26 protein-coding genes are annotated in these 22,823 nt (G+C 38.9%); 24 read left to right on the top strand and 2 right to left on the bottom strand.

What is annotated here, in order from left to right; all coding sequences use genetic code 11:
* Nucleotides 1-13 precede the first annotated feature (13 nt).
* Nucleotides 14-1,288 (bottom strand): DUF1015 domain-containing protein, encoded by a 1,275-nt coding sequence (locus E7588_02665; protein ID MBE6688163.1) that lies wholly within the window; start codon nt 1,286-1,288, stop codon nt 14-16.
* A gap of 242 nt (nt 1,289-1,530) precedes the next feature.
* On the opposite strand from E7588_02665, the gene E7588_02660 reads away from it, so the two are divergent.
* The 8 genes from E7588_02660 (at nt 1,531) to E7588_02625 (ending at nt 10,601) form a co-directional block, all read left to right on the top strand.
* Nucleotides 1,531-2,535, top strand: coding sequence for a GNAT family N-acetyltransferase (locus E7588_02660; GenBank protein ID MBE6688162.1), 1,005 nt, complete (start codon nt 1,531-1,533; stop codon nt 2,533-2,535).
* Between the two features lie 16 nt (nt 2,536-2,551).
* Complete coding sequence (locus tag E7588_02655; GenBank protein ID MBE6688161.1) at nt 2,552-3,775, top strand: carbon-nitrogen hydrolase family protein; 1,224 nt, start codon at nt 2,552-2,554, stop codon at nt 3,773-3,775.
* Entirely contained in the window at nt 3,744-4,943 is a 1,200-nt protein-coding gene (locus tag E7588_02650) for a M28 family peptidase (GenBank protein ID MBE6688160.1), read from the top strand. Before E7588_02655 ends, E7588_02650 begins: the two co-directional genes overlap by 32 nt.
* A gap of 181 nt (nt 4,944-5,124) precedes the next feature.
* On the top strand, nt 5,125-5,673 hold the full coding sequence (locus E7588_02645) for an NADH peroxidase (GenBank protein ID MBE6688159.1): 549 nt from the start codon (nt 5,125-5,127) through the stop codon (nt 5,671-5,673).
* A 68-nt stretch (nt 5,674-5,741) separates the two neighbouring features.
* Entirely contained in the window at nt 5,742-5,897 is a 156-nt protein-coding gene (locus tag E7588_02640) for a rubredoxin (protein ID MBE6688158.1), read from the top strand.
* Between the two features lie 21 nt (nt 5,898-5,918).
* Entirely contained in the window at nt 5,919-6,320 is a 402-nt protein-coding gene (locus tag E7588_02635; GenBank protein ID MBE6688157.1) for a transcriptional repressor, read from the top strand.
* A 375-nt stretch (nt 6,321-6,695) separates the two neighbouring features.
* Nucleotides 6,696-8,993 carry a GGDEF domain-containing protein gene (locus E7588_02630; protein ID MBE6688156.1) on the top strand — a complete coding sequence of 766 codons (2,298 nt, stop codon included), beginning with the start codon at nt 6,696-6,698 and terminating at the stop codon, nt 8,991-8,993.
* A 204-nt stretch (nt 8,994-9,197) separates the two neighbouring features.
* Nucleotides 9,198-10,601, top strand: a complete 1,404-nt coding sequence (locus E7588_02625) for a GGDEF domain-containing protein (protein MBE6688155.1) — start codon at nt 9,198-9,200, stop codon at nt 10,599-10,601.
* Between the two features lie 216 nt (nt 10,602-10,817).
* Here the strand turns inward: E7588_02625 and E7588_02620 are convergent, their stop codons facing one another.
* Nucleotides 10,818-11,516 carry a 4Fe-4S dicluster domain-containing protein gene (locus E7588_02620; GenBank protein MBE6688154.1) on the bottom strand — a complete coding sequence of 233 codons (699 nt, stop codon included), beginning with the start codon at nt 11,514-11,516 and terminating at the stop codon, nt 10,818-10,820.
* An 86-nt stretch (nt 11,517-11,602) separates the two neighbouring features.
* Between E7588_02620 and E7588_02615 the strand changes: the two genes are divergently transcribed.
* The 16 genes from E7588_02615 (at nt 11,603) to E7588_02540 (ending at nt 22,819) form a co-directional block, all read left to right on the top strand.
* The gene (locus E7588_02615; GenBank protein MBE6688153.1) at nt 11,603-12,274 is read left to right on the top strand and encodes a Crp/Fnr family transcriptional regulator; all 672 of its coding nucleotides are present in this window, start codon (nt 11,603-11,605) and stop codon (nt 12,272-12,274) included.
* A gap of 1 nt (nt 12,275) precedes the next feature.
* On the top strand, nt 12,276-12,647 hold the full coding sequence (locus E7588_02610; protein ID MBE6688152.1) for a PAS domain-containing protein: 372 nt from the start codon (nt 12,276-12,278) through the stop codon (nt 12,645-12,647).
* Nucleotides 12,644-12,943: an MGMT family protein gene (locus tag E7588_02605; GenBank protein ID MBE6688151.1), complete on the top strand. Its 300-nt coding sequence runs from the start codon at nt 12,644-12,646 to the stop codon at nt 12,941-12,943. The genes E7588_02610 and E7588_02605 overlap by 4 nt, the downstream gene beginning before the upstream one ends.
* Nucleotides 12,944-12,965: 22 nt before the next feature.
* On the top strand, nt 12,966-13,412 hold the full coding sequence (locus tag E7588_02600) for a rhodanese-like domain-containing protein (GenBank protein ID MBE6688150.1): 447 nt from the start codon (nt 12,966-12,968) through the stop codon (nt 13,410-13,412).
* A gap of 23 nt (nt 13,413-13,435) precedes the next feature.
* On the top strand, nt 13,436-14,152 hold the full coding sequence (locus tag E7588_02595; protein ID MBE6688149.1) for a TetR/AcrR family transcriptional regulator: 717 nt from the start codon (nt 13,436-13,438) through the stop codon (nt 14,150-14,152).
* Entirely contained in the window at nt 14,152-14,820 is a 669-nt protein-coding gene (locus tag E7588_02590) for a hypothetical protein (protein MBE6688148.1), read from the top strand. The genes E7588_02595 and E7588_02590 overlap by 1 nt, the downstream gene beginning before the upstream one ends.
* Nucleotides 14,817-15,275 (top strand): glyoxalase, encoded by a 459-nt coding sequence (locus tag E7588_02585; protein ID MBE6688147.1) that lies wholly within the window; start codon nt 14,817-14,819, stop codon nt 15,273-15,275. Before E7588_02590 ends, E7588_02585 begins: the two co-directional genes overlap by 4 nt.
* Nucleotides 15,276-15,281: 6 nt before the next feature.
* A complete protein-coding gene (locus E7588_02580) occupies nt 15,282-16,037 on the top strand; it encodes a GNAT family N-acetyltransferase (protein MBE6688146.1) in 756 nt (251 codons plus the stop codon).
* A 5-nt stretch (nt 16,038-16,042) separates the two neighbouring features.
* Nucleotides 16,043-16,357 carry a competence protein TfoX gene (locus E7588_02575; GenBank protein MBE6688145.1) on the top strand — a complete coding sequence of 105 codons (315 nt, stop codon included), beginning with the start codon at nt 16,043-16,045 and terminating at the stop codon, nt 16,355-16,357.
* Entirely contained in the window at nt 16,354-16,677 is a 324-nt protein-coding gene (locus tag E7588_02570; protein MBE6688144.1) for a hypothetical protein, read from the top strand. Before E7588_02575 ends, E7588_02570 begins: the two co-directional genes overlap by 4 nt.
* The gene (locus E7588_02565; protein ID MBE6688143.1) at nt 16,670-17,125 is read left to right on the top strand and encodes a DUF3795 domain-containing protein; all 456 of its coding nucleotides are present in this window, start codon (nt 16,670-16,672) and stop codon (nt 17,123-17,125) included. Before E7588_02570 ends, E7588_02565 begins: the two co-directional genes overlap by 8 nt.
* 25 nt (nt 17,126-17,150) lie before the next feature.
* The gene (locus tag E7588_02560) at nt 17,151-17,867 is read left to right on the top strand and encodes a DUF5131 family protein (protein MBE6688142.1); all 717 of its coding nucleotides are present in this window, start codon (nt 17,151-17,153) and stop codon (nt 17,865-17,867) included.
* Nucleotides 17,868-18,320: 453 nt separating this feature from the next.
* Nucleotides 18,321-19,544, top strand: coding sequence for a serine/threonine transporter SstT (sstT, locus tag E7588_02555; protein ID MBE6688141.1), 1,224 nt, complete (start codon nt 18,321-18,323; stop codon nt 19,542-19,544).
* A gap of 87 nt (nt 19,545-19,631) precedes the next feature.
* Complete coding sequence (locus E7588_02550) at nt 19,632-20,342, top strand: response regulator transcription factor (GenBank protein MBE6688140.1); 711 nt, start codon at nt 19,632-19,634, stop codon at nt 20,340-20,342.
* Nucleotides 20,343-20,348: 6 nt separating this feature from the next.
* On the top strand, nt 20,349-21,584 hold the full coding sequence (locus tag E7588_02545; GenBank protein MBE6688139.1) for a GHKL domain-containing protein: 1,236 nt from the start codon (nt 20,349-20,351) through the stop codon (nt 21,582-21,584).
* A 167-nt stretch (nt 21,585-21,751) separates the two neighbouring features.
* A complete protein-coding gene (locus E7588_02540; protein ID MBE6688138.1) occupies nt 21,752-22,819 on the top strand; it encodes a DUF3089 domain-containing protein in 1,068 nt (355 codons plus the stop codon).
* The last annotated feature ends 4 nt before the right edge of the window (nt 22,820-22,823 follow it).

Below are 22,823 nucleotides of genomic sequence, written 5' to 3'. Positions count from 1 at the left end.
AAAATCCTTTCTGTTATTTAAGCTTATTCATTACAAGACCGGTGATAAGCTTGGGATAGAAGTAGGTGGATTTCTGAGGCATTTTTTCGCCCGCCAGAGCCACGTCCTTTATCTGATGAATCTTGGTGGAGTTAAGTATAAAGCTGCACTGGAAGGTACCATCCTTGACCTTTTCAATAGCTTCGCTGAAGTCGCGTGTATAGGTCAGGTTTATCTGCTTTGCCATGTTTTCCTTGTCGATTCCGAATACTTCCTCCAGAATAAGAGTATGAAGTGCGGTAACATCCAGAGAACAGTATGCTTCGGATTTGTCGGCAAGCTTCTGCTTGACAATGCTTTCGTCCTTTATGCGGCATAGGTAGTAATAATCCTTGCCGGTATAATAAGCGTAGGTTCTTTTGTCGTCACTTTTTCTGAGAGTTTCGTCCAGCTTATCTATGCCGTTTATTTTCTCCACATCAAAGTACTTTTTGATACCTTCAACCGTTTTAGCCTCGTCATAATTTGCAAGGTCGCGTACAAAACGGTGGGTGGGGAATATAACCAGACCGGGATTGTCAATGTCGATAAGGAACATCATTACATAGTTGCCGCCCTGGGTCTCATCGGTAAGAGTACCGTCTTCAATCATCTTCTTTTTGAAGTTGAGTGCAGTCTCGTAACGATGATGACCGTCTGCAATGTAAAGCTGCTTGTCTTTAAAACGCGATGTAATGAATTCGTTGTCTGCATCGTTCTGGCTCACCCAAAGTCTCTGGATAACACCGTCGGCTGTCTTGAATTCAATATCGGGCTTGCGGTTTCCGATTTCGTTTACTTTACCGCTTATCTCGTTGGTTTCATCGATATACATGGAATATATCTGAGAAAAGTTACAGTAGGTAGCGCTCATAAGGTTGAAACGGTCGGTTTTTGCTTTCGAAAGTGTTTCCTCATGAGGAAGTACAACTCCTTTTGAGAACTCTTCAAGCTTAACAAGGCATACCATTCCTCGAATGGTGTATTTTTGACCGTAAGCCTCAAACTCTTCCTCGTAGATGTAAAGACCGTCCTTGTCGTCCTGCTTGAGAATGCCGTCTTGCAGCCATTTTTCAAGAGTTTCGCCTGCCTGCGCGTATGGGTCATCACCCTTAGGAAGCTCAAGACGTATAATGTTGTACCGGCTGTCATTGAGGTACTCCACTCGCTGCGCATCGCTGATAATATCATACGGCGGACATACGTTTTTGGCAATGTCGCCCGCTTTATCGGTAAATCTCAAGGCTTTGAAGGTTTTGATTTCTGCCATTTTGTTTCCCTTTCAAATATAAAAGTATTATTAAGTTTTATTTTACCACAAATCTTCGGAAAATGCAATACCCAGCTACAAATATCTACATATAATATTGCATATTTTTTATACCTTAGCCTTAAAAATAGTCTAGTTTTTTTGTAATACGATGTTTTAGAGATTTGTTTACATTTTGTACAAAATAAAGAATTATAATTATCCTGTATGAATGCTACTCTCAGTATTAAGGAGAATGTAAAATGAGTGAAGAAATAAAAATCGTCAAGGCCGATGCATCACATTATGATGATGTAAAAAGAATAATGGTTCAGGCATGGACGCCTATCAGAAAATCAAAGCACGAAAGAATAGGAGAAGACATAGCTTCTTTTAATGCAGTGGGGGACTGGAAAGAAAATCAGTTTTCAACCATAAAAGAACGAATTGATGCGGGTTGCGGATATGTAGCGCTGGTTGACGCAAACGTAGCGGGATTTGTTACTTACCGTGATGCCGACAGTATAGGCGACATGATACAGATAGGCTATAACGCTGTTGATACCTCCTATAAGGGCAGAGGGCTTGGGACAAAAATGTATGACCTCGTGCTGGGCGAGGCTAAGAAGAACGGCTATAAATACGCCAGGGTTCATACCGACCTTGATGACAATCATGCTCCTGCACGCCGATCCTATGCTAAGGCAGGCTTTGACAGAGGGCTTGAAGAAATTATTTACTATATGCACCTCGATAAGAGACCCGATGTCAAGGTTAATGAAGATGTTGTAATGGTACCTGCGACAGAGAAACATCTTGATGAAATTCTGAAAATAACCGTAGCGGCATGGACTCCCATATATGACTTGCGTAAGAAATTGCTCGGCGAACAGCTTCATAAGCGTTTGTTCACCGGATGGGAAATACCAAAGTGCGAAAGCGTTAAAAAAGCCGTTCTGGCAAACGAGGTATATGCCGCAATGCTGAACGGCAAGGTTGTAGGCTTTATTACCGTACGCATATCAGGTCCTAACGGCGAAATGCTGACTCTTTGTAACAATGCGGTAAATCCCGAGTATGCCGGTAAGGGGATTGGCAGTGCAATGTATAAATTTGTTTTGGATAAAGCACAGGAAAATGGGGCAAAATACGCAAGCGTACATACAGGATTGGACGATGCTCATGCGCCTGCCCGAAAGGCATATGAAAGAGTCGGCTTTGACCGTAATACCTCTATTGGCTCTGTAAACTATTATCAGATGTTTTGATGAGGGGGATTTTATCATGGATACAAAATGGAATGTTATCGAAAAAAATGACAGCGTAATTGTTGAAGAAAACGCCGGAAAGCTTTTGCTCCGCATGAACAGTGATGTGTGGTCTCACATCAACCTTGTCAGCAATTACTTTGACTGTGAACAGAATAAGATATATAAAATCAACATCGATGCCGACGGCGGAAAAACCGATTTCAGAACCCTAGTTCAGTTTTTCAATAAAAATGACCTGCCGCTTTACGAGGCAGGAGGACATATCCGCGAAGAAAATTACGGATATCGTATGTATGTGAAAAGCGGGGAAGAGGTGTGTGCTCCGGAAGGAATGGACTGCTTCTCGGTTTCCGTTGTCGTGTGTTCCGATAAAAAGGAAGAAATATCGCTTGGCGATGTAACATACGAATATGTAAAGGATTATCAGCCCAAAAATGTACGTATCTGCGCAATAGGCGACGACGTTATGCCCCGTGAGGCACTTGGATCTCAGTATGACCTTACCATGGCATACTGCAAAAAAATAGATGAAATTGTGGCAAAAGAAAAGCCCGACCTCATTGTGCTTACTGAGCATTTTCACAATATGGCTGTGCGCAATCTGACGCTTGAAAACAGATTTCTCCCACCCGACAGCGAGATTATAAAGCTTATTTCCGATAAAGCGAAACAGCATGGCATATACATCTGCGGTTCGTATCATATCCTTGAAAACGGCTGTCGCTATAACAGAGCCATACTTTTTGACCGTCAAGGCAAAAATATTGCTCAGTACGATAAAACCCATCTTACTATTATGGAATACGAATGGGGAATAAAGCGCGGAAACGAAATAGTATGCGTTGATACCGACATCGGACGAATTGGCTTTATGATATGCTGGGATGTTTTCTTCCCTGAAATCAGCCGTATGTACTTTGTGAAAGGCTGTGACATACTGGTGCTTCCTACAAGAGGAAATGCAAGATGTCAGAACAACGCGGCGGCATTTACAAGTGCTTCCTACATTGTAGCTGCGGCGTATGCACCCGATACCACCTGCATTTTTGATAAAAACGGAGACGTGGTCGATGAGGCAGGGGAGAGAGGCTATACAATAGCTACTGTTGATATAAACAAACCCCGTTGGCGCGCACGTCTTTCGGTGGGACTTTACTACGGCGAGGGAAAGGATGTGTTCATGAACGAACGCCGCCCCGATATATATGACGTACTGTCCGAAACTGAGAAAAAATAAAATGAATAAGATTTACCAGAACTTAAAACGTCACATGGAAAAGCTGTGCCTTGAATGCGGACCCCGTCAGTGCGGTTCGGCAGGCGAAAAAATGGCATCGGACTATATTGAGAGCGAATTCAGAAAGCTCGGATATGAAACATTCCGCGAGGAATTTTCCACTATCGGCTGGAACTGTACCGAGTTTTCATTCCGGAATGTGACAAAAAACCGCAAAATCGAATTTGCCACTGCGGGATATTTTTCCAATTCTGTGGATATCGAGGCACCTCTTGTGTGGCTTACGGGCATAGAGCTGAATAAGCTTGACACAATGGACCTAAAAGGCAAGCTCTGCTTTGTGGAAGCGCACATAATTTCTATCGGAGGGGGAATGAACGCCGTTGCCGAGCTGTTGGATTCATATGGCGCGGCGGGCGCGGTATTTGTTTCTTCCGAGCATACGGCATATATGCCCAGCACTAAGCTTCCCCGTTCGCCTTTGATGAAAACCATGGCGACAGTTACGGTCAATCAGACCGCCGCATATGATTTGTATGCCAACCGCAACGACATTTACCGCTTGAAAATAACGGCGGAAAAATTTGACCATGTTTCCTGCAACGTTGTTGCACGTCGGAACGGCGGAGCAAAAAAGGGTGTAATCGGTGCTCATTACGATACCGCACCGTTTATCCAGGGCGCAAGCGACGATGCCTCAGGTACCTGCGGAGTTATTGAGCTTGCGCGTATCTTCAAGGATAAATATCCCGACTGGTCATTTGATTTCTGCGCTTTTTCGGCAGAGGAATACATAGTTGACAATTACCCCGAGGGCAGTAAGGATTATGTTAAGCGCCACAAGAACGAGGATATAAAATGGTTTGTAAATCTTGACGGCATGGGCGGTATCATGGCTGACAGAGTGCTTGAAATATCCCACGGCGAGAATCTTCCTTCTTTCAATGTTGAGGCGAGTGTGACGCGGAATGCGGTTCTGTCGGGAGATGACAAGACATTCTCGCAAAACGGTATTCCTACCGTATGGCTTAAAGAAAAACTGATATATTCACTGCTCCATACCGAGCTGGATAATATGGATAATGTGGATATAGAAAGAATGGCACAGCATACAACGGACTACGTAAAAATAATTGATACACTCGCAAATTGCGAAAAATATAATTGAAAAAAAGAACGGCGGAGCAATCCATGCTCCGCCGTTTTTGTTGAAAAAAATCTTCCAAAAAAATTTTTATAATTTTTTTCAAAAACCTATTGACAAAATCAAAAAGTTGTGATAATATAATAACAGTAATCATTACTACTTTCACAAAACGAAAAATAATTATATTTGAGAGGTATTAAAAATGAAAAAGTTTGTATGTTCAATTTGCGGTTATGTTCACAACGGAGATGCTGCTCCCGAAAAATGCCCCCAGTGCAAAGCACCTGCTGAAAAGTTTCTGGAAAAGAGCGGCGAGGGTCTTACCTGGGCTGCTGAGCATGTTATCGGCGTAGCAAAGGATGTTGATCCCAGAGTTATCGAAGGTCTCAGAGCAAACTTCACCGGCGAGTGCACCGAGGTTGGTATGTATCTTGCTATGTCCCGTCAGGCGATAAGAGAAGGCTATCCCGAAATCGGCGCTTTCTATCAGCAGGCAGCTTTTGAAGAAGCAGAGCACGCTGCAAAGTTCGCTGAGCTTCTGGGCGAGGTTGTTCACGCTGACACCAAGAAGAACCTTGAACTGCGTACCGAGGCAGAAAACGGCGCTACCGCAGGTAAGGTAGAGCTTGCAAAGCTTGCAAAAGAACTTGGTTACGACGCAATCCATGACACCGTACATGAAATGGCACGCGATGAAGCTCGCCATGGTTGCGGTTTTGAAGGTCTTCTCAAGAGATTTTTCAATAAATAATAGATTTTACATATATCATATCTTGATATGTGTTCAAAAATTCATCACACCAAAGGAGATTTATATAAATGAAAAAGTATGTTTGCCCCTGTGGCTATGTTTATGATCCTGCAGTTGGAGATCCGGACAACGGTATTGCTCCCGGAACCCCCTGGGAGGATGTACCCGAGGATTGGGAGTGCCCCACCTGCGGATTGGGAAAGGACGCCTTTGAAGAAGAGTGATCTCCCCGAAAGGAGGCGCAAATGAACGGAAAGTACAGTAAGCAGAAAGAGACTTTATTAAAGGTTCTTTGCTCTACCGAATGCCATCCGGATGCAGACTGGATATATGAACAGGTGAGACAGGAAATCCCCAACATCAGCCTTGGAACCGTGTATCGAAATCTTGCAAAAATGTCGCAGGACGGTACAATCCTTAAGCTTAATGTGAATGACGGGCGCGACCATTTTGACGGCAATACGTTACCGCACCATCATATGGTTTGCCGTGAATGCGGAGCAGTGATAGATATATTCATGGATGAGAGCGAGGAAAAAAGCTTTTCGGAATACGTCAATTCCTATGCCGAGAAGCACACCGCGGCAACGGTCGAAGCTCACACTGTCATATTTTTTGGAAAATGCCAGAATTGCAATAAAATTTAACTGAAAAACTGAAAATTACGCGAAAATGATATGCGCTGACGAAACACTCAAGCTTTTGGGCGCATATCATTTTTGTTTTGTGTTAGTTTTATAAACATACAACCGATTTTTATATATCAGGTGAAGTCATTACGTTTTCTGGAAAACGATGGAATAGTGATTTTTATCATAGGTTTGTCATATGATTTTTGATAATATAACTGAATACCGACGGCAATAAGAGGCTTTTTCTTGAAAAGTAAACAGTTTTTTCTGTGTTTATTGTCATTTTTGTAGAAAAACAGTGAATCATATTGAAAAAATTAAATATATATGATATAATTCTATGTGGGTAATTATAACATTTTACGTAATACATATTTAGAGGTAATCGACATGGCAACGACATACGAAAGAAAAAAACAGGGACATAATAATATTTTATATACAATAGCCGCTGTAATTTTAATATGTGTAGTTTTTTTGGCAATTGTTGTATCTTTCTTTATTAAAGCTGAGGATGATGCTTATGAAATGCTTCATATCCAGACAAAGCAGATTAAAGACGATCTCACTTTGCAGCTGAAATCAGACAGAGAAAATCTTATTACTATGGCAAACTTTGCGTCAAAGCTTTATGCCGACGGAAAAGGCTATGAACGTATGTTTGATTCGTTTAAGCCGATCGGCTTGTTTTCAAGAATCGGTATTCTTAATCCGGACGGCACCTTTATTACAAAAGACGGTAACTATGATTTAAAAGGTAAAATATCATTTGAAGAACAAGCTCTTTTGGGAGAGCACGTTACCGGAAGAACTTACAGTTATTCAATTCCCGATGAGCAGGTGGTAAGAAGCTCTGTCCCTATTCTTGTGAATGGGGAAACTGTCGGTATTATATACGGAATCATAAAGATTGAAACTATCAATGAAAAATACAGTAATATGGCACAAGAGCTTGATGCTCAGCTTTTTGTGTACGATAAGGAAAGCGGAAAATTCATTATAGATACTATAAATGAAACTCCCAATGAATTATCAAGCTTAAAAAACAGAGAGTACAATGACGGTTACTCTTACGAACTGTTGGCTAATTCCGATAAAGGTTATTCTTCCTTCAAGTCAATACGCACAGGCGAGGATCTGTATATACATTATTCTACTATTGAGGATTTTAACTGGGGGATTATTCTTGCCCGTTACGAAACTCAGGTGTTTGAAGAAACGCATAAAATATCCCGCAATTTAGTTATTGCTTTTACCGCAATTGTTTTGATTATGGCAATTTATCTTGAGATAGTATTAAAGAACGAGAAAAACAGAACGAAATTGAATTCAGAATCTTCCATTATCAGACATCTTCTATTGGAAGTGAATCGACAACAAGAAAATATAAATTCGGCGTTAAAAAGAATAAAAGAATTCTCAGGCGCCCGTTCTTGCTTTTTCGCAGATACCGACGGAGAAGATTATTACTATATCAAGCCGTCCTTAAAAGAAAAATGTTTGTTCGGAGACGACAGAAAATACTTTGTCAGTGAGCTTTTCAGGTATGCCGCAAATATTCATACCGATGATTCATCTACCGGATTTTTGCAAATCGTTCCCAACAACCACCTTTTAAAAACCAATCCCGAGTTGCATGGCTTTTTGTTAAGTCAAGATATCAAAGAAATATCTTTTGCGATTATTGCGGACAAGAATAACCATGTCAGCATATTAGGTACGATTAACCCGAAGAAAGCCTTTGCCGTGAAAAATCTTATTGAAGATGTTGCGATTTGCTTTTCAATTGCCATTTACAATAAAAAGCATCTTAACAAAACCGAGCTTGCCGCAACAACAGATTCTCTGACCGGGGCAATGAATCGTGTGGCATATAAAAAGGATATTTTAGTATTCGATGAGGAAATGCCGAATGATTTTTCCTGCATTTATATTGATGTCAACGAGCTTCATTTGCGCAACAATAAATATGGCCACGCGGCAGGCGATGCGATGCTCATCTATATTGCCAACACATTGAAAGAGACATTCTACGGTCATTACATATACCGTATGGGTGGCGATGAATTTTTGGTTTTTGTGAAAAATATTGACCATGAACAAGTAAAGAAACATATTGAAGCATTTGTTGAACAATTAAAAACTACGGATTACAATGTTGCAATCGGCATGTCTTACAGAAAGCAGAATATGAACTGCGAAGAAATGGTAAGAGAAGCCGAAATAAGAATGTATGAGGCGAAAGCACAGTATTATCAGAACAAGGAACAAACCAGTGTATCGAAAGACACAGATAAAAAGTATGTTCAGACAAAAACCGGTATAAGAGAAATTGATACGATTCTGTCTCTTCTGAAGGACCATTATAACGGAATTTACAGAGTTTCTCTTGAAGCTGATAATGCACATAGAATTCTTATGCCGGCTTATCTTGGGTACAACGAGGAGGAAAACAATTTCTCAAAGCTTTTGACAAAATATATAGATGAATTTGTTCATCCTGACTTCCATAGATCTGTTATGAGTTTCCTGAACTATGATGCTATCAAGAGAGAGCTTGAAGAGAATAAAACTCCCAGAATTACTTACAAAAAGATAAACGGCGAAACTGTCGTTTTAAGTGTGTATAAGCTTGGTGGCGAAACAGACAATATCAAGGATACCCTTTGGGTGTTCGCCAGAGAATAAGTACTGTTTTATAAAGCTTATGTGTTCGCGCCGGAATCAGTGCAATGAATATATTGCCTCAACAAAACGTATGCAGTTGTCATTATTGAAATGAAATGGTTTCACTTGATGAAACCATTCAAAAAGGTTGAAACAAGGTTACATATCACGAAATATAAAAACCTCATATTATATAATACCGGATTAGGGAGGTGAGTGTGAAGAATGGAAATTGAGATAATGATTGGTTCATATAAATGGTTTGTAAGTACATTGATATTGTCCTTTTCCCTTATGGTTTGGGTCGGAATTTTGTTTTTACAAATCAGAAAAATACGAAAAGAAAACGAAATTGAAAAAATGACGGATGCGGAAACCGGAATGGGCAATCTACAATATTTCAAATATCATTTCAGGCACACTATATGTGATAGCTCAAGAAATCTGTATCATATTGCATATATCGTTTTAGACAGTAGCTATCTGCGTTCCTACCATAGCGACACTTCATTTGATGAGGTCTTAAAATACACATCATCTGTGCTGTCGGAAAACACGGGTGACAAAGAAATAGTTGCACGGATTACGGAAAACGATTTTGCTCTTGTATATCAGTCAACCAATGATGAAGATGCCCGAATAAGACTAAAAGGGATTATGGATAAGCTTAACGGTTTTGCGGGCGTGAATGATAAAAGCAGCAAGCTTGTGTTCCATGCCGCTACCTATCACCTTGCGCAGATGGACGAAAATTGTGAGATATTGTTATTTAATCTGAGAAAGAACTGTAACAGTATTTTGGGGACCGACCGGCAGATGGTGTGTTGCGACATACATTCTATGAATATGGTTCAGGAAGAAAAGAAAATTACTGAAAGCATATTAAAAGGTCTTGAAAATAATGAGTTCAAAATGTATATGCAGTTCATTGTCGATAACAAAACAAAAAGATTTGTGTCGGCAGAAGCACTTTCAAGATGGGAAAGCACTGAAAACGGACTGATAGGTCCGGGTAAATATATTGAAAGTATGGAGAATTCCGGGCTTATCTCAAGGCATGATTTTCATATATTTGATCTCGTTTGTCGTCAGCTTGAAAAATGGAAGGATACTGAATACGACCATATCACTGTTTCCTGCAATTTTACAAGAATAACTCTTTCCGAAGAAAACTTTATAGATAAGCTAAAGATGATTTCTGACAGCTACAATTTTGACAAATCAAAAATTGCCATAGAAATTACAGAAGATGCTATTGAAAAGGACTGGGAAGCTGCAACAAAAAACGTGGTTCGTGCAAAAGAACTGGGCTTTAGAATTTACCTTGATGACCTTGGAAGCGGATATACATCGCTTTCAAATCTTTGTGACTATCCTATCGATGTGGTCAAAATTGACCGCGATATATTGCTTAAAACCGAGTCTGAAAATGGCAGACAATTATTCGCCGGAATAATTGCCCTCGCTCATAACATGGATATAAAAGTTATTTGCGAAGGCGTTGAAACGGAAGAGCAAAACGCGCTTGTATCGGGATCCGGCTGCAATTATATTCAGGGATGGTATTATTCAAAAGCACTTCCGCTTGATGAGTGCGAAAGGTTTGTGAGAAGTTATAATTCGATTTGACCGAGTGATAAATCGGAATTAAAAGTAAAACATGTGTATACATCAAGGAGTGAGTCGTGCGACTCACTCCTTTTTGCCGTATTGCTGTTTTAGTAACTCTGCGTGGCTTCTGAAGTTATTATCTTGAAGTGTATGTCATTTTTGAGCTTTTAGAGAGTCTTTTTAGATAGAGAAAATTGGCGGAAGTTAAAAGAACTTAAAAGCGATAAAAACCGCTTAATCAAGTATATTCCCGTCCGTTGAAATGGTTACAACTCGCCACGGAATAAATTTTCCGCTTGCTAAAAGGGCATTTTTAACTGCATTTTCAATGCCCCCGCAACAAGGAACCTCCATGCGAACAACGGTTACACTTTTTATATTGTTGTTTGCTATAATAGCGGTAAGCTTTTCTGTGTAATCGCCTTCGTCAAGTTTCGGGCATCCAATAAGGGTTATATGCCCTCTGATAAATTCATTGTGAAAGCTTCCATAAGCATAAGCTGTACAATCGGCGGCCACCAAAAGTTTTGCTCCGTCAAAGTATGGTGCATTCACAGGGACAAGCTTGATCTGAACAGGCCACTGCGTGAGCTGACTTGCCAAAGGTGCAAGAGGCGCATTTATATCGCGGATTTCTCTCTTTATTGACTTTGATTTTGTTCCGGGACAACCGCAAGGGAGCGGTGCTGATACCTTTTGTTCTTTTGCCTTTTTTACAGCCTCTTCATCGTAGGCAGGTGCCTCTCTTTCTTCAAAGGTAATTGCACCCGTAGGGCAAGCCGGCAGACAATCACCAAGCCCGTCGCAATAATCCTCGCGGGTAAGCTTTGCCTTTCCGTTTATCATTTCAATTGCTCCTTCGTGGCAGGCTGCGGCACATAATCCGCATCCGTTACATTTTTTCTCATCAATTTTTATAATTTTTCTTATCATAAAAGGTTACCTCCTTGATTTTCTATGTACATTATAGTATAATAATTGTAACAAGTCTGTTGTATTTACAACAAGAGGTGAATTTAATGAAAAAATTTATTTCAATATTAAAACGCACCCGATTGTTCGCAGGCATAGGTGAAGATGAAATTGACTCTCTGCTTTCCTGCCTTGGCGCAAGAATTTTAGAATACCAAAAGGGTGAGTATGTTTTAAGACAAGGGGAACACATCTCTGACATTATGATTCTGGCAGAGGGAAATCTGCACATACAAAAAGATGATTACTGGGGGAACCGCAGTATATTGGGTCAGATTTCCGTCGGAGAAATGTTTGGCGAGGCGTATGCCGGCCTGGAGAGTGGTGCTATGCTAAATGATGTCGTTGCGGTGGAAGACAGTAAGGTAATATTTTTTGATGTGAAACGGATTTTAACCACCTGTTCTACTGCCTGCCGATTTCATTCTATGGTAGTCATGAATATGTTTTTTGCAATTTCTGAGAAAAACAGAACCCTTGTGCAAAAGCTCGGTCATATGTCAAGGCGTACGACAAGGGAAAAACTGATTTCATATTTGTCTGAAGAGGCGAAAAAACAAAACAGTTCTAAAATCACAATCCCTTTTAACCGCCAACAACTTGCAGACTTTTTGTCGGTTGACAGAAGTGCCATGTCGAACGAATTATGCAAGATGCGCGACGAAGGACTTTTAGAGTTTGAGAAAAATCAATTTGTTTTATTTGAAACGGAGAAATAAAATGTTAAATAAATTATTAAAAAGTGTATTAGACCAAGACCTTGCCCCTGTTGTTGTTTGTGATACAGATGATATCATTGTGTATATGAATCCATCTGCGATAGAGCATTATCATAAGGATTTAACAGGCAAAAGCATTAAAGACTGTCACCCGCCAAAAGCTAATGAAATGATTGACAAGGTGGTTGCGTGGTTTCGGGAAAGCAAGGATAACAACATCATATACACCTATCGCAATGACGAGGAAAATAAGGATGTGTATATGGTCGCACTTCGTGATGATAACGGTAGTCTAATCGGCTATTACGAAAAGCACGAATACAGAAACAGAGAAACAAACACATTGTACAACTTTAAGCAGGTAAGTCTATGAACACATTTGAAAAGATATATGAGGTTGTGAAAAGCATCCCCGAAGGCAGAGTTGCAAGCTATGGACAAGTAGCACTGCTTGCGGGAAATCCACGCTGGGCAAGAGTTGTAGGATATGCCTTGCATGTGAATCCTGAGCCGGGTATCATTCCCTGCCATAGAGTGGTAAACCGTGAGGGCAGGGTTGCACCTGGTTTTGCATTTGGCGGCGAAGGAATTCAAAGAGAACTGCTCGAATCAGAAGGCATTGTTTTTGAAACAGACGGCAGAATAAATTTGGGGAAATATAGTATTTAAATATGAAAATCAGGTGAAAGCTATGAAAAAATTATTATGTGTTATAACAATCTCACTTTGCATACTGCTGATAGCCTGCGGAAATGATAGCAGTGTCGGAATTATCAGCGGTGCGGACGGGCCGACATCTATAATAGTCGCAGAAAAAGGAGAAAAAGCAATGTACGAACAAATTACGGCAGAGGAAGCAAAAAAGATAATGGACTCAGGCGAAGAGCATATCATTTTAGACACAAGAGAACAGGACGAATTTGACGAGGGACACATTCCAAATGCAATTCTGATTCCATACACAGAAATTGAAAACAAGGCAGAAGAAATGATCCCCGATAAGGACAAGCTGATTTTAGTATATTGCCGTTCGGGCAGACGAAGCAAAATTGCAGCCGAAAGCCTTGCAAAACTCGGCTACACCAATGTAAAAGAGTTCGGCGGAATCATTGATTGGCCGTATGAGATAGAAAAATAAACCTATAAAAACACCGACAGCCGATGCGTTTTCATCGGCTGTTTTTGTTAATAGATATTGACAAGCAAAAGAATATGAGTTATAATAAAACAAATGTTGCACAACGATTGTTGCATAACGACTTTGAAAGGATGATGGAAATGCCCCCAAAACCAAAATATACTAAGGAAGAGGTTGTAAAGGTTGCGCTTGATATGGTAAGAGAGCAAGGTGAGAACTCCCTGACCGCAAGAGATTTAGGAGCAAAACTTGGTACTTCATCAAGACCCATTTTTACGGCGTTTGAAAATATGGATGATTTGAAAAATGCCGTAACAGATGCAGGTGTTGAAATGTTTAAGGAGTATTCAAAGAATTTTACCGATTACACACCTGCGTTTAAGCAAGTGGGTATGCAGATTATTTCTTTTGCTACCATCGAGCCAAAACTGTTTGAATTTTTGTTTATGCACAAAAATCCCGAAGCAGTACAAGGTCTCAAAACTGTTGAGGATACCTGCATAGATGTAATTTCAAAAGACTATGGGTTAGGTGCTGAGCAGGCAAGAATGCTTTTTGAACAGGTGTGGATATTTACATTTGGACTTGCAACTCTGTCTGCAATGAAAGTATATGAGTATACAGAAGAACAGATTTCGGATATGCTGACTTGTGAATTTACCGGAGCTGTTATGATGATGAAATCAGATTTAAAGAAAGTAAACACAAACAAACCAGAAAAAAACGGAGGTAAGAGATAATGAAAAACGTAACAAGAATTATTATGGGAGCAATTTTAATTGCGTGTGGTGTCGTCTATATTTTAGGTGCCTTTGGAATAGCAGATGTTAACATTTCTCTTGATGGATGGTGGACATTATTTATCATTATTCCATGTCTGAATGGACTTTTCACAAGCAAAGATAAATTTGGCAATTTTATAGGTCTTTCAGTGGGTGTGCTCCTTCTTTTAGCAGCACAGAATGTATTTGAGTACGATATGATATGGAAAATAATTGTTCCGATTATTATCATTATGCTGGGTATTAAGTTGATTGTGAAATCAGCTTCTCCCCAAAAGGAGATTGAGAATGCGGAAAAAGGACAAAAGGAAAGTATGGCAGCATTCAGCTCACAAAACTTTGATTATGCTGACGAAGAAATTACGGTAGCAAAAATCGGAGCAGTTTTCGGCGGTGCAAAATGCAATCTAACAGATGCTAAAATAAAGGATGGAAGTCAGCTTGACCTTTTCTGTGCCTTTGGCGGTGCTGACATTATTGTTCCTGAAAATGTAAATGTAAAAGTCAATACTTTCTGTCTGTTTGGCGGAATAAGCGATAAAAGAACGATAAAATCTGTCGATAAAGATGGTGTAACACTCACAATTAACGGCTTTTGCATATTCGGAGGCGCAGATATAAAATGAAATTAAAAAATCCGTTGTTAGTTGTAACTGATATAGATAAATCGGTTGAGTTTTATAAAAATGTTTTAGGACTTCGTAAAATTATGGATTTTGGTGCAAATGTAACACTTACAGGAGGTCTGTGTTTGCAAACAAAAGAAAGTTTTAAAGAATTTATTGATAATAAAAATATATTTTTTGGCAGTAACAGCTTTGAAGTATATTTTGAAGAAGATGATTTTGATAGTTTTGCCCAAAAGTTAGAGACGTTTGATATAAAATATGTTCATGGAATTAAAGAACACTCATGGGGACAGCGTGTGGTTCGATTCTATGATCCTGATATGCATATTATCGAGGTTGGAGAAAATATGAAAACTGTTTGCAAACGTTTTTTAGATAGCGGAATGACACCGGAGCAGGTTGCAAAGCGAATGGATGTACCGCTAAAATTTGTGAATGGATGTATGAGGTAATATATTATGGATTTCGTAAAACTGACACATGAAAATATAGAAAATGAACACATCTGTTGTGCTATTGCAAATAACAAAGACATTCAGGTTATGTCAAAAAAGAATTGGTTAAAAGAAAGACTTGACGAAGGACTTGTATTCTTAAAATGTGATGTCAGAGGCAAATGCTTTATTGAATATATACCTGCAGAGTTTGCATGGGCACCAATCGAAGCAGACGGATATATGTATATCAATTGCTTGTGGGTATCGGGACAGTTTAGGGGGCACGGATATTCTACATTGCTTTTGGATAAGTGCATAGAGGATGCTAAAGAAAAAGGTAAAAAAGGTCTTGTAATTCTGTCTTCCAAAAAGAAAATGGGCTTTCTTTCTGATCCGAAATATATGAAATATAAAGGCTTTGAAGCAGTTGATACAGCAAGTCCGTATTTTGAGCTAATGTATTTGCCTTTTGACAAAAGCTCTGATAAGCCATGCTTTAAAAAGTCGGTACACACTCATGAAAATATTCCGAAAGGCTTTGCTTTGTATTACACAAATCAATGTCCTTTTACAGCTAAATATGTGCCTATAATCGAAAGTATGGCGAAAGAACGTGGAGCAGATTTTCAGGTAATACATATTGATACAAAAGAAAAAGCGCAAAATGCTCCTTCACCATTTACAACATATTCACTTTTTTATGACGGAGAGCTTGTAACACACGAAATATTGTCAGAAAAGAAGTTTGAAAAAATTCTTGAAAGTAAAGGATTGTAATTGATATGGCGACAAGAAAAGAATACCTGAACTTTATATTAGACCAATTATCGGGACTTGATGGTATTACTGCAAAACAGATGATGAGCGAATATATTATTTATTATAATGGCAAGATTTCGGCGTATCTTTGCGATAACAGACTTTTGGTAAAGCCTGTTCAGTCAGCTGTTAAAATGTTACCCGATGCAAAAATGGAACCGCCCTATGACGGTGCAAAGGATATGTTACTGGTTGAGAATGTCGATGACAAAGCTTTCTTGACAGAGCTTTTCAAAGCTATGTATGATGAACTGCCAATGCCGAGGAAAAAGAAATGAAATGCTGTGAGAATGAAGAATTTGAACTGATAAAAAAATACGAGCCAAAGCCTAAAAATCCTGATGGAAGTATAAGGTGGTTTTTGTACCGTTGGGATGATGGTAAGGATGGGTATAGAAAGATTGTGCGATGCAAAAATTGCGGTGCATATTTTCTTGTTCAGTGTTATAAGCTTAATAAATTTGCAGAAAGTTCAGATAAAATTTATGAGGATTGGTATCCGGTAGAAAGTGAAATCCATGCAGACAGACTAAATCGTGAATATACCGGTCCTGAGCTTGAAAGAATGTTTAAAAAATCGGAGGATAAAAATGAATAAATCAATTTGTGGTGCTAATTGTGCCGATTGTGGATTTGGAACAAGTAATAATTGTAAAGGTTGTGCCGAATCAAAAGGTTGTCCCTTTGGAAAAGAGTGTTTTATTTACAAGTACATAAAATTAGGTGGAATAGAAAAATATAACGAACTAAAACAGACTTTGATTGGCGAGTTTAACAATCTTAGTGTTCCTGGTATGCCTAAAATAGAAGATTTGTATCCAATAAACGGTTCTTATGTAAATATAGCATACCCTATGCCAAGCGGTTATGAGGTAAAATTGCTTGATGATAAAGAAATTTACCTCTGCAATCAGGTTGAGTGTGAATTTAACGATGGCGAACTTATAAAGTGCTTTGGCTTGGTAGCAGGCATGGATTTTTTGCTTGTAGCCGAGTACGGAGAAAACTGTGCTGATCCCGAACTTGTGATTTATAAGAAAAGATAAATAAGAATTTGGAGAAGTATTTATTATGGCTATGTGGAATCCATGGCGAGGTTGCAAAAAATGCAGTGAAGGTTGTCTGCATTGCTATATACACAAAGGCGATGCAAAACGTGGTGTTAACACAAACGACATTGTAAAAACAAAAGATTTTTACAAACCTGTTGAACGGTTAAAAAGCGGAAACTACAAAATGAAAGCAGGGATAGTTTATCTTTGCTTTTCAACAGATTTTCTGATAGAAGAAGCAGACGTATGGCGCAAAGAGTGCTGGGATATGATAAAAGAGCGACAAGATTGTACCTTTCTTTTTCTCACTAAACGAATAGAAAGATTCTCTGATTGTGTTCCTGACGATTGGGGCGATGGATATGAGAATGTTGTTGTGTGCTGTACCATAGAAAACCAAAAAAATGCTGAGAAAAAGCTATCTGTTTTTCGATCATTACCAATAAAACATAAATGCATTACTGCACAACCGCTGCTTGAAAAAATACATATTGAACCGTATCTTGATGGTATTGAGCTTGTAGTTGTCGGCGGAGAGTCGGATAAATATGCACGACCTTTTGATTATGATTGGGCACTTGATATCAGAGAGCAATGTATTCACAAAAATGTATCCTTTGAGTTCAGACAATGCGGAACTAATTTTATTAAGGACGGTAAAGAATACAAATTGCAAACAAAAGACCTGTGTAGTCAGGCAAGAAAAGCAGGAATAGATTTTATAGCAGACAGATAAATCCTGATATGTTGAACAGTTTGACAAATAAGAATTTGTAGATGAGGCTACATACTGTGAACAAAGAAGAATTACACGTCATTGTTGCAAATGAACAATCTAATATATGTCCTCAATTGTAAAGTGAAATGCAATACTTGTTTGTTTGATTTATATTTTTGAGTATATAAATTATAATTACGAACGGGTATTGCATTTTGTTTTGCAAAAAAATATCAATGGCAATAAATTCGTAGGAAGCTATTCGATGGGAAAATTAAAACTCTCAATTAGAATAAAAAACATTATACATATTTACAAAATCACTTTTTTCTGTTATAATGAAATATATTTTAGTGAATTATTTTATGGCTTTGGAGATGTTGTTGTGACAACACTATGTGATATATTTGCTGTATATAGATAATGATTTTAATTAATATATTTTTATGGAATTTATACGGAGGAAAAAGTATGAAAAAGTTTTTTGGTTTTTACACAAAAACCCCATTAATTTTGAGGATTGCGATAGGCCTTGTTATAGGTATATGCCTTGGGCTTTGGGTTCCTGAAGCAGGTTTTGTAACTGTTTTTGGCGATATTTTTGTCGGTGCACTTAAAGCAATCGCACCAATACTTGTATTTGTACTTGTAGTGGCATCTTTGGCAAGTGCGGGCAAGGGCATAGGAAACAGATTTAAATCTGTAATATTTTTCTATATGCTAAGTACTTTCCTTGCTGCAGTAATTGCAGTTGTTTTAAGTTTTATTTTCCGCACAACAATCCCTCTTGCTCAGGCTGTAGAGCAGACCGCTCCGACAGGACTTGGCGAAGTCTTCCGCACACTTATGGGAAATATGGTTATGAATCCTGTAAGTGCACTTATCAACGCAAACTATGTGGGAATTCTCACTTGGTCTATCATTCTTGGTCTTGCACTTCGAATTGTTGCCGGCGAAAAGACAAAAGAAGTACTTACTGATATTTCAAATGCTGTATCAAGGTCGGTAGCATGGGTAATCCAACTTGCACCCTTTGGTATTATGGGGCTTGTATATAGTTCTGTAAGTGAATACGGCCTTGAAATTTTCACTGATTATGGAAAAGTTCTTGCAGTTCTTGTAGGATGTATGATTTTGATGGCACTTGTGATTGATCCCTTGATTGTTGCTTTGGCATTAAAGAAAAACCCATACCCTCTCGTATTTAAGTGTTTCAAGGAATCTGGTGTAACAGCATTCTTTACAAGAAGTTCTGCTGCAAATATTCCGGTAAATATGAACTTATGTGAAAAACTTGGACTCGACAAAGAATATTACAGTGTTTCCATTCCTCTTGGTGCTACTATTAATATGGATGGTGCTGCAATCACTATCACTGTTATGTCTCTTGCTGCAGCTTTTTCACAGGGTATAGAGGTAAATATTTTTCTTGCAATACTATTAAGTTTTGTGGCAACGCTGGGTGCTTGCGGTGCATCAGGTGTTGCAGGTGGCTCACTTCTTCTTATCCCGATGGCATGTTCGCTTCTTGGTGTAGGTCAGGATATTGCAATGCAGGTAGTCGGAGTAGGCTTTATAATCGGTGTTATTCAGGATTCGCTTGAAACTGCAATAAATTCATCAGGCGATGTAATCTTCTGTGCAACTGCAGAATTCCGCGAATGGCAGAAACAAGGCAAAGAACTTCCGTTCTAATGGAGCACTTAAATTAGACCTGTTTACCATGATGCTTAAAAGAAAAGCTTTAAGGTGAACTCAATGGGAAAGTAAGGTGAATGCGAAATGATTAAAATAGCAATCTGCGACGACCAAAAAGAATATTTGGATACTGCAAAAAATCTGATTACCCAGTACGGAGCAGAAAAGGATGTTCCTTTTGATATAACTGAATTTTCAAATCCATCGGATTTGCTTGATGAAACTGTGGAATATGATATTTATTTGCTTGATGTTTGTATGCCGGGTATCACGGGTATGAGTTTGGCAACGGAGCTTCGTGCAAAGCGCATTGAAAGTCCGATAGTGTTTTTAACTTCATATTCCGATTACGCGGTACAGGCGTTTGGTGTGAACGCAACACACTATATCGTAAAACCTTACACAAAAGAAGAATTCTTCAAAGGTGTAGATAAAGCACTTGCGGCTATTAACATCAATTCACCAAAAACCATAAAGCTAAAAATTGAGGGCGGATATAAAACCATTCTTGTTTACAATATTGTGTGGAGCGAATCAAACGACCATTATCAGATAATATCACTGTTAAATGGTGAAAAACTTTCTGTCAGAATTTCTGCAACCGAGCTTGCAGATAAACTCTCTCCTTTCGGATGCTTCTATCAATGCGGAAAAACATATATCATAAACCTTGATTATATTGATAAACTGTCATCAAATTCTGCAGCGTTGACAAGCGGCGATAATTTAGTTATTCCGAGGACTGCGTTCAAGGGCTTGCAGACTGCATATTTTGATTATTTCGGGAGGAGGTAAGCGGATATGAGAGAGATAGGCGTTGTTGAAATTCTACTTTTGGTTTTATCTGTACTTTCTCACGTTGGAATGTCGCTTTTTCTTGCGAAGCCACGCTTTAACAGAGTTCTAACTGCACTTATATGGCTTGTATTCAGTATTGTGTTTTTAGGTTTGCCGGCACAGCATCCCCGTGAGAATTTCATTATCTCGATTGTGCTTAACGGTGTTTTGTTCTTTTTCACAACGAAGGGAAAGCCGTCGGTAAAAGGCTTTCTGTTTTTAAGTTATGTATGTATATACACCTGCTTTTCTACAATGGTTACTTATGTAGCGGCAAGGCAAATACCACTTGCAGCTAAAATCACATTCGTAATTCTGACTATGGTTGTGCTTCAGCTTTTACTTTACTATGTGCTTTTGCCCAAGTTTAAGCGATTTAGTGCATATATAAATGGTGGATGGGCAAAATATTATGCCATTGTAATAGCTTTCTTTATTATGATTGCGGCACAGTCCATATACTTACCGGATGAGCTTGCACTTTCAAACGCACAGTTTATCTATTTTATGCTTACAGTTGTATCCTTCTTTGTGGTGTATGTAGCGTTGTTTGCAAGTTTGCAGGATGCGGTAAACCACGAAAAGGAACGACGCAGACAGCTCCACTCTGAACTACTTATTTTGCAGGTGGAGGCACAGGAAAAGGAAATCGAATATGCAAGGCAGTTTAAGCATGATATGCATCATCACTATGATGCACTTATGTCTTATGCTTCTGCCGGAGAAACGGAAAGAATAATTGACTACATTAAACAATACATGGAACAAACTGCTTCTTATGCACCAAAAACATTTTGCGAAAACCATACAATCAACAGTATTTTGGGTGTTTATCAGGAAAAAGCAAAAAATAAAGGTATAGATTTCGAGGTGCAGGCATCAACACGCAAAACACTTGGCATTGCTCCTCCTGATATTGTTACGGTGTTTGCAAATGTCATCGAAAATGCTTTGAACGGTGCGGAACTGGCACCTAAAAACGGAAGATATATAAAACTTGATATATTCCACAAGGGGAAGAAAATCGTTCTTAAATGTTCAAATTCCTGTGATTTAGACCTTGACTTTGATGATATGCCCGAGCAAATGCGAAGCACAGGCATCAAAAGTATATGTTCTGTGGTTGAAAAACATAATGGTAACTGTCGATTTGTGGCGGGCGCGGGACAGTTTGAGTGTATCGTTATCATGGATGCATAGGTAAAAATTTAATCAATTCATAAAACTCTCTTGCTTTGTCAAGAGAGTTTTTTTACAAATTACGACAGAAAACATACAAATTACGACAACGCTATCTATTTATTATATAAATTTGGTAAAATTAAAGTGTATATTTTAATTAAAAGTGTATTTTAGGAGGAAATTTTATGAAAAGTAAAAGAATCTTTCAAACCATTTTAATTTTTGCTATGGTAATGGCATTGCTTACAGGATGCACGGTAAACAATACTGATACAAATGCAGAAACTGAAGTAAGTAATGTTCCGGCAGTCATTGCAAAGACTAACGGCGGCGAAAAGTGGGAAACAAAAATAGACTATGCCAATGCAGATAACTGGCTTAGTGCAGAAGACACAGGCAAGGATGTTGACGTTGTATATTTTTATCCAACAACCTTTTCAAAGGTATCTGACGATGCTCCTGATGTAGCAGATATTACAGATGAATCTATGCGTAGCGGAGCACAGAGAGAACTTAAAAATCAGGCTTCGGTATTTATAGAGGATTGCAATATCTATGCACCTTTTTACAGACAGGTAAATGCAGCCTATGCACTCACTCTCAGTGATGAAGAAGCTGACGATCTGCTCCGTTATTCCGCATCACAGGATCCGTCCGCTGCACTTGATTACTACTTTGAAAACTATAACAACGGCAAACCCTTCATTCTTGCGGGACATTCTCAGGGTTCTCAGATTTTGACTATGATTCTTTCTGACTACATGAAAGAACATCCTGAGCACTACAAAAATATGATTGCAGCATATGTAATTGGATACTCCGTAACCGACAAATATCTTGCAGCAAACCCGCACCTTAAGTTTGCAGAAGGTGCTGACGATACAGGAGTTATCATTTCATACAATACAGAAGGTCCTGCAAACAAGGATCAGCACAATGCGGTTGTAACTGATGGCGCTATTTCCATTAACCCGATTAACTGGAAAAAAGATGATACATATGCATCTAAAGAAGAAAACCTCGGTTCACTTAATATAGACGGAGAAATCGAAAAGAATCTTGCTGATGCAAAGATTGATTTAGAGCGTGGTGTTGTAGTTTGTGAAACTGCCGATTCTGCAGTGTATGCAATTCCTGAAGCTGCACATGCACTTTTTGGACCCGAAAGCTATCACGGTTATGATTACGGTTTCTATTATATGAATTTGCGTGAAAATGCCAAGGTAAGAATAGAAGCATTTAAAAATAAGTAATTGA

Source organism: Oscillospiraceae bacterium, from assembly GCA_015065085.1.
In the GTDB taxonomy this organism is placed as follows: Bacteria; Bacillota; Clostridia; order Oscillospirales; family SIG627; genus SIG627.
The sequence above is the reverse complement of the archived record's forward strand: the minus strand, read 5'-3'. Positions and strand labels throughout refer to the sequence as shown.

Bases quoted from the DNA above. Each gene is read 5' to 3' on its own strand.
- E7588_02665 (MBE6688163.1), bottom strand. From the start codon at position 1,288: ATGGCAGAAATCAAAACCTTCAAAGCCTTGAGATTTACCGATAAAGCG.
- E7588_02660 (MBE6688162.1), top strand. From the start codon at position 1,531: ATGAGTGAAGAAATAAAAATCGTCAAGGCCGATGCATCACATTATGAT.
- E7588_02655 (MBE6688161.1), top strand. From the start codon at position 2,552: ATGGATACAAAATGGAATGTTATCGAAAAAAATGACAGCGTAATTGTT.
- E7588_02650 (MBE6688160.1), top strand. From the start codon at position 3,744: ATGACGTACTGTCCGAAACTGAGAAAAAATAAAATGAATAAGATTTAC.
- E7588_02645 (MBE6688159.1), top strand. From the start codon at position 5,125: ATGAAAAAGTTTGTATGTTCAATTTGCGGTTATGTTCACAACGGAGAT.
- E7588_02640 (MBE6688158.1), top strand. From the start codon at position 5,742: ATGAAAAAGTATGTTTGCCCCTGTGGCTATGTTTATGATCCTGCAGTT.
- E7588_02635 (MBE6688157.1), top strand. From the start codon at position 5,919: ATGAACGGAAAGTACAGTAAGCAGAAAGAGACTTTATTAAAGGTTCTT.
- E7588_02630 (MBE6688156.1), top strand. From the start codon at position 6,696: ATGGCAACGACATACGAAAGAAAAAAACAGGGACATAATAATATTTTA.
- E7588_02625 (MBE6688155.1), top strand. From the start codon at position 9,198: ATGGAAATTGAGATAATGATTGGTTCATATAAATGGTTTGTAAGTACA.
- E7588_02620 (MBE6688154.1), bottom strand. From the start codon at position 11,516: ATGATAAGAAAAATTATAAAAATTGATGAGAAAAAATGTAACGGATGC.
- E7588_02615 (MBE6688153.1), top strand. From the start codon at position 11,603: ATGAAAAAATTTATTTCAATATTAAAACGCACCCGATTGTTCGCAGGC.
- E7588_02610 (MBE6688152.1), top strand. From the start codon at position 12,276: ATGTTAAATAAATTATTAAAAAGTGTATTAGACCAAGACCTTGCCCCT.
- E7588_02605 (MBE6688151.1), top strand. From the start codon at position 12,644: ATGAACACATTTGAAAAGATATATGAGGTTGTGAAAAGCATCCCCGAA.
- E7588_02600 (MBE6688150.1), top strand. From the start codon at position 12,966: ATGAAAAAATTATTATGTGTTATAACAATCTCACTTTGCATACTGCTG.
- E7588_02595 (MBE6688149.1), top strand. From the start codon at position 13,436: ATGCGTTTTCATCGGCTGTTTTTGTTAATAGATATTGACAAGCAAAAG.
- E7588_02590 (MBE6688148.1), top strand. From the start codon at position 14,152: ATGAAAAACGTAACAAGAATTATTATGGGAGCAATTTTAATTGCGTGT.
- E7588_02585 (MBE6688147.1), top strand. From the start codon at position 14,817: ATGAAATTAAAAAATCCGTTGTTAGTTGTAACTGATATAGATAAATCG.
- E7588_02580 (MBE6688146.1), top strand. From the start codon at position 15,282: ATGGATTTCGTAAAACTGACACATGAAAATATAGAAAATGAACACATC.
- E7588_02575 (MBE6688145.1), top strand. From the start codon at position 16,043: ATGGCGACAAGAAAAGAATACCTGAACTTTATATTAGACCAATTATCG.
- E7588_02570 (MBE6688144.1), top strand. From the start codon at position 16,354: ATGAAATGCTGTGAGAATGAAGAATTTGAACTGATAAAAAAATACGAG.
- E7588_02565 (MBE6688143.1), top strand. From the start codon at position 16,670: ATGAATAAATCAATTTGTGGTGCTAATTGTGCCGATTGTGGATTTGGA.
- E7588_02560 (MBE6688142.1), top strand. From the start codon at position 17,151: ATGGCTATGTGGAATCCATGGCGAGGTTGCAAAAAATGCAGTGAAGGT.
- sstT (MBE6688141.1), top strand. From the start codon at position 18,321: ATGAAAAAGTTTTTTGGTTTTTACACAAAAACCCCATTAATTTTGAGG.
- E7588_02550 (MBE6688140.1), top strand. From the start codon at position 19,632: ATGATTAAAATAGCAATCTGCGACGACCAAAAAGAATATTTGGATACT.
- E7588_02545 (MBE6688139.1), top strand. From the start codon at position 20,349: ATGAGAGAGATAGGCGTTGTTGAAATTCTACTTTTGGTTTTATCTGTA.
- E7588_02540 (MBE6688138.1), top strand. From the start codon at position 21,752: ATGAAAAGTAAAAGAATCTTTCAAACCATTTTAATTTTTGCTATGGTA.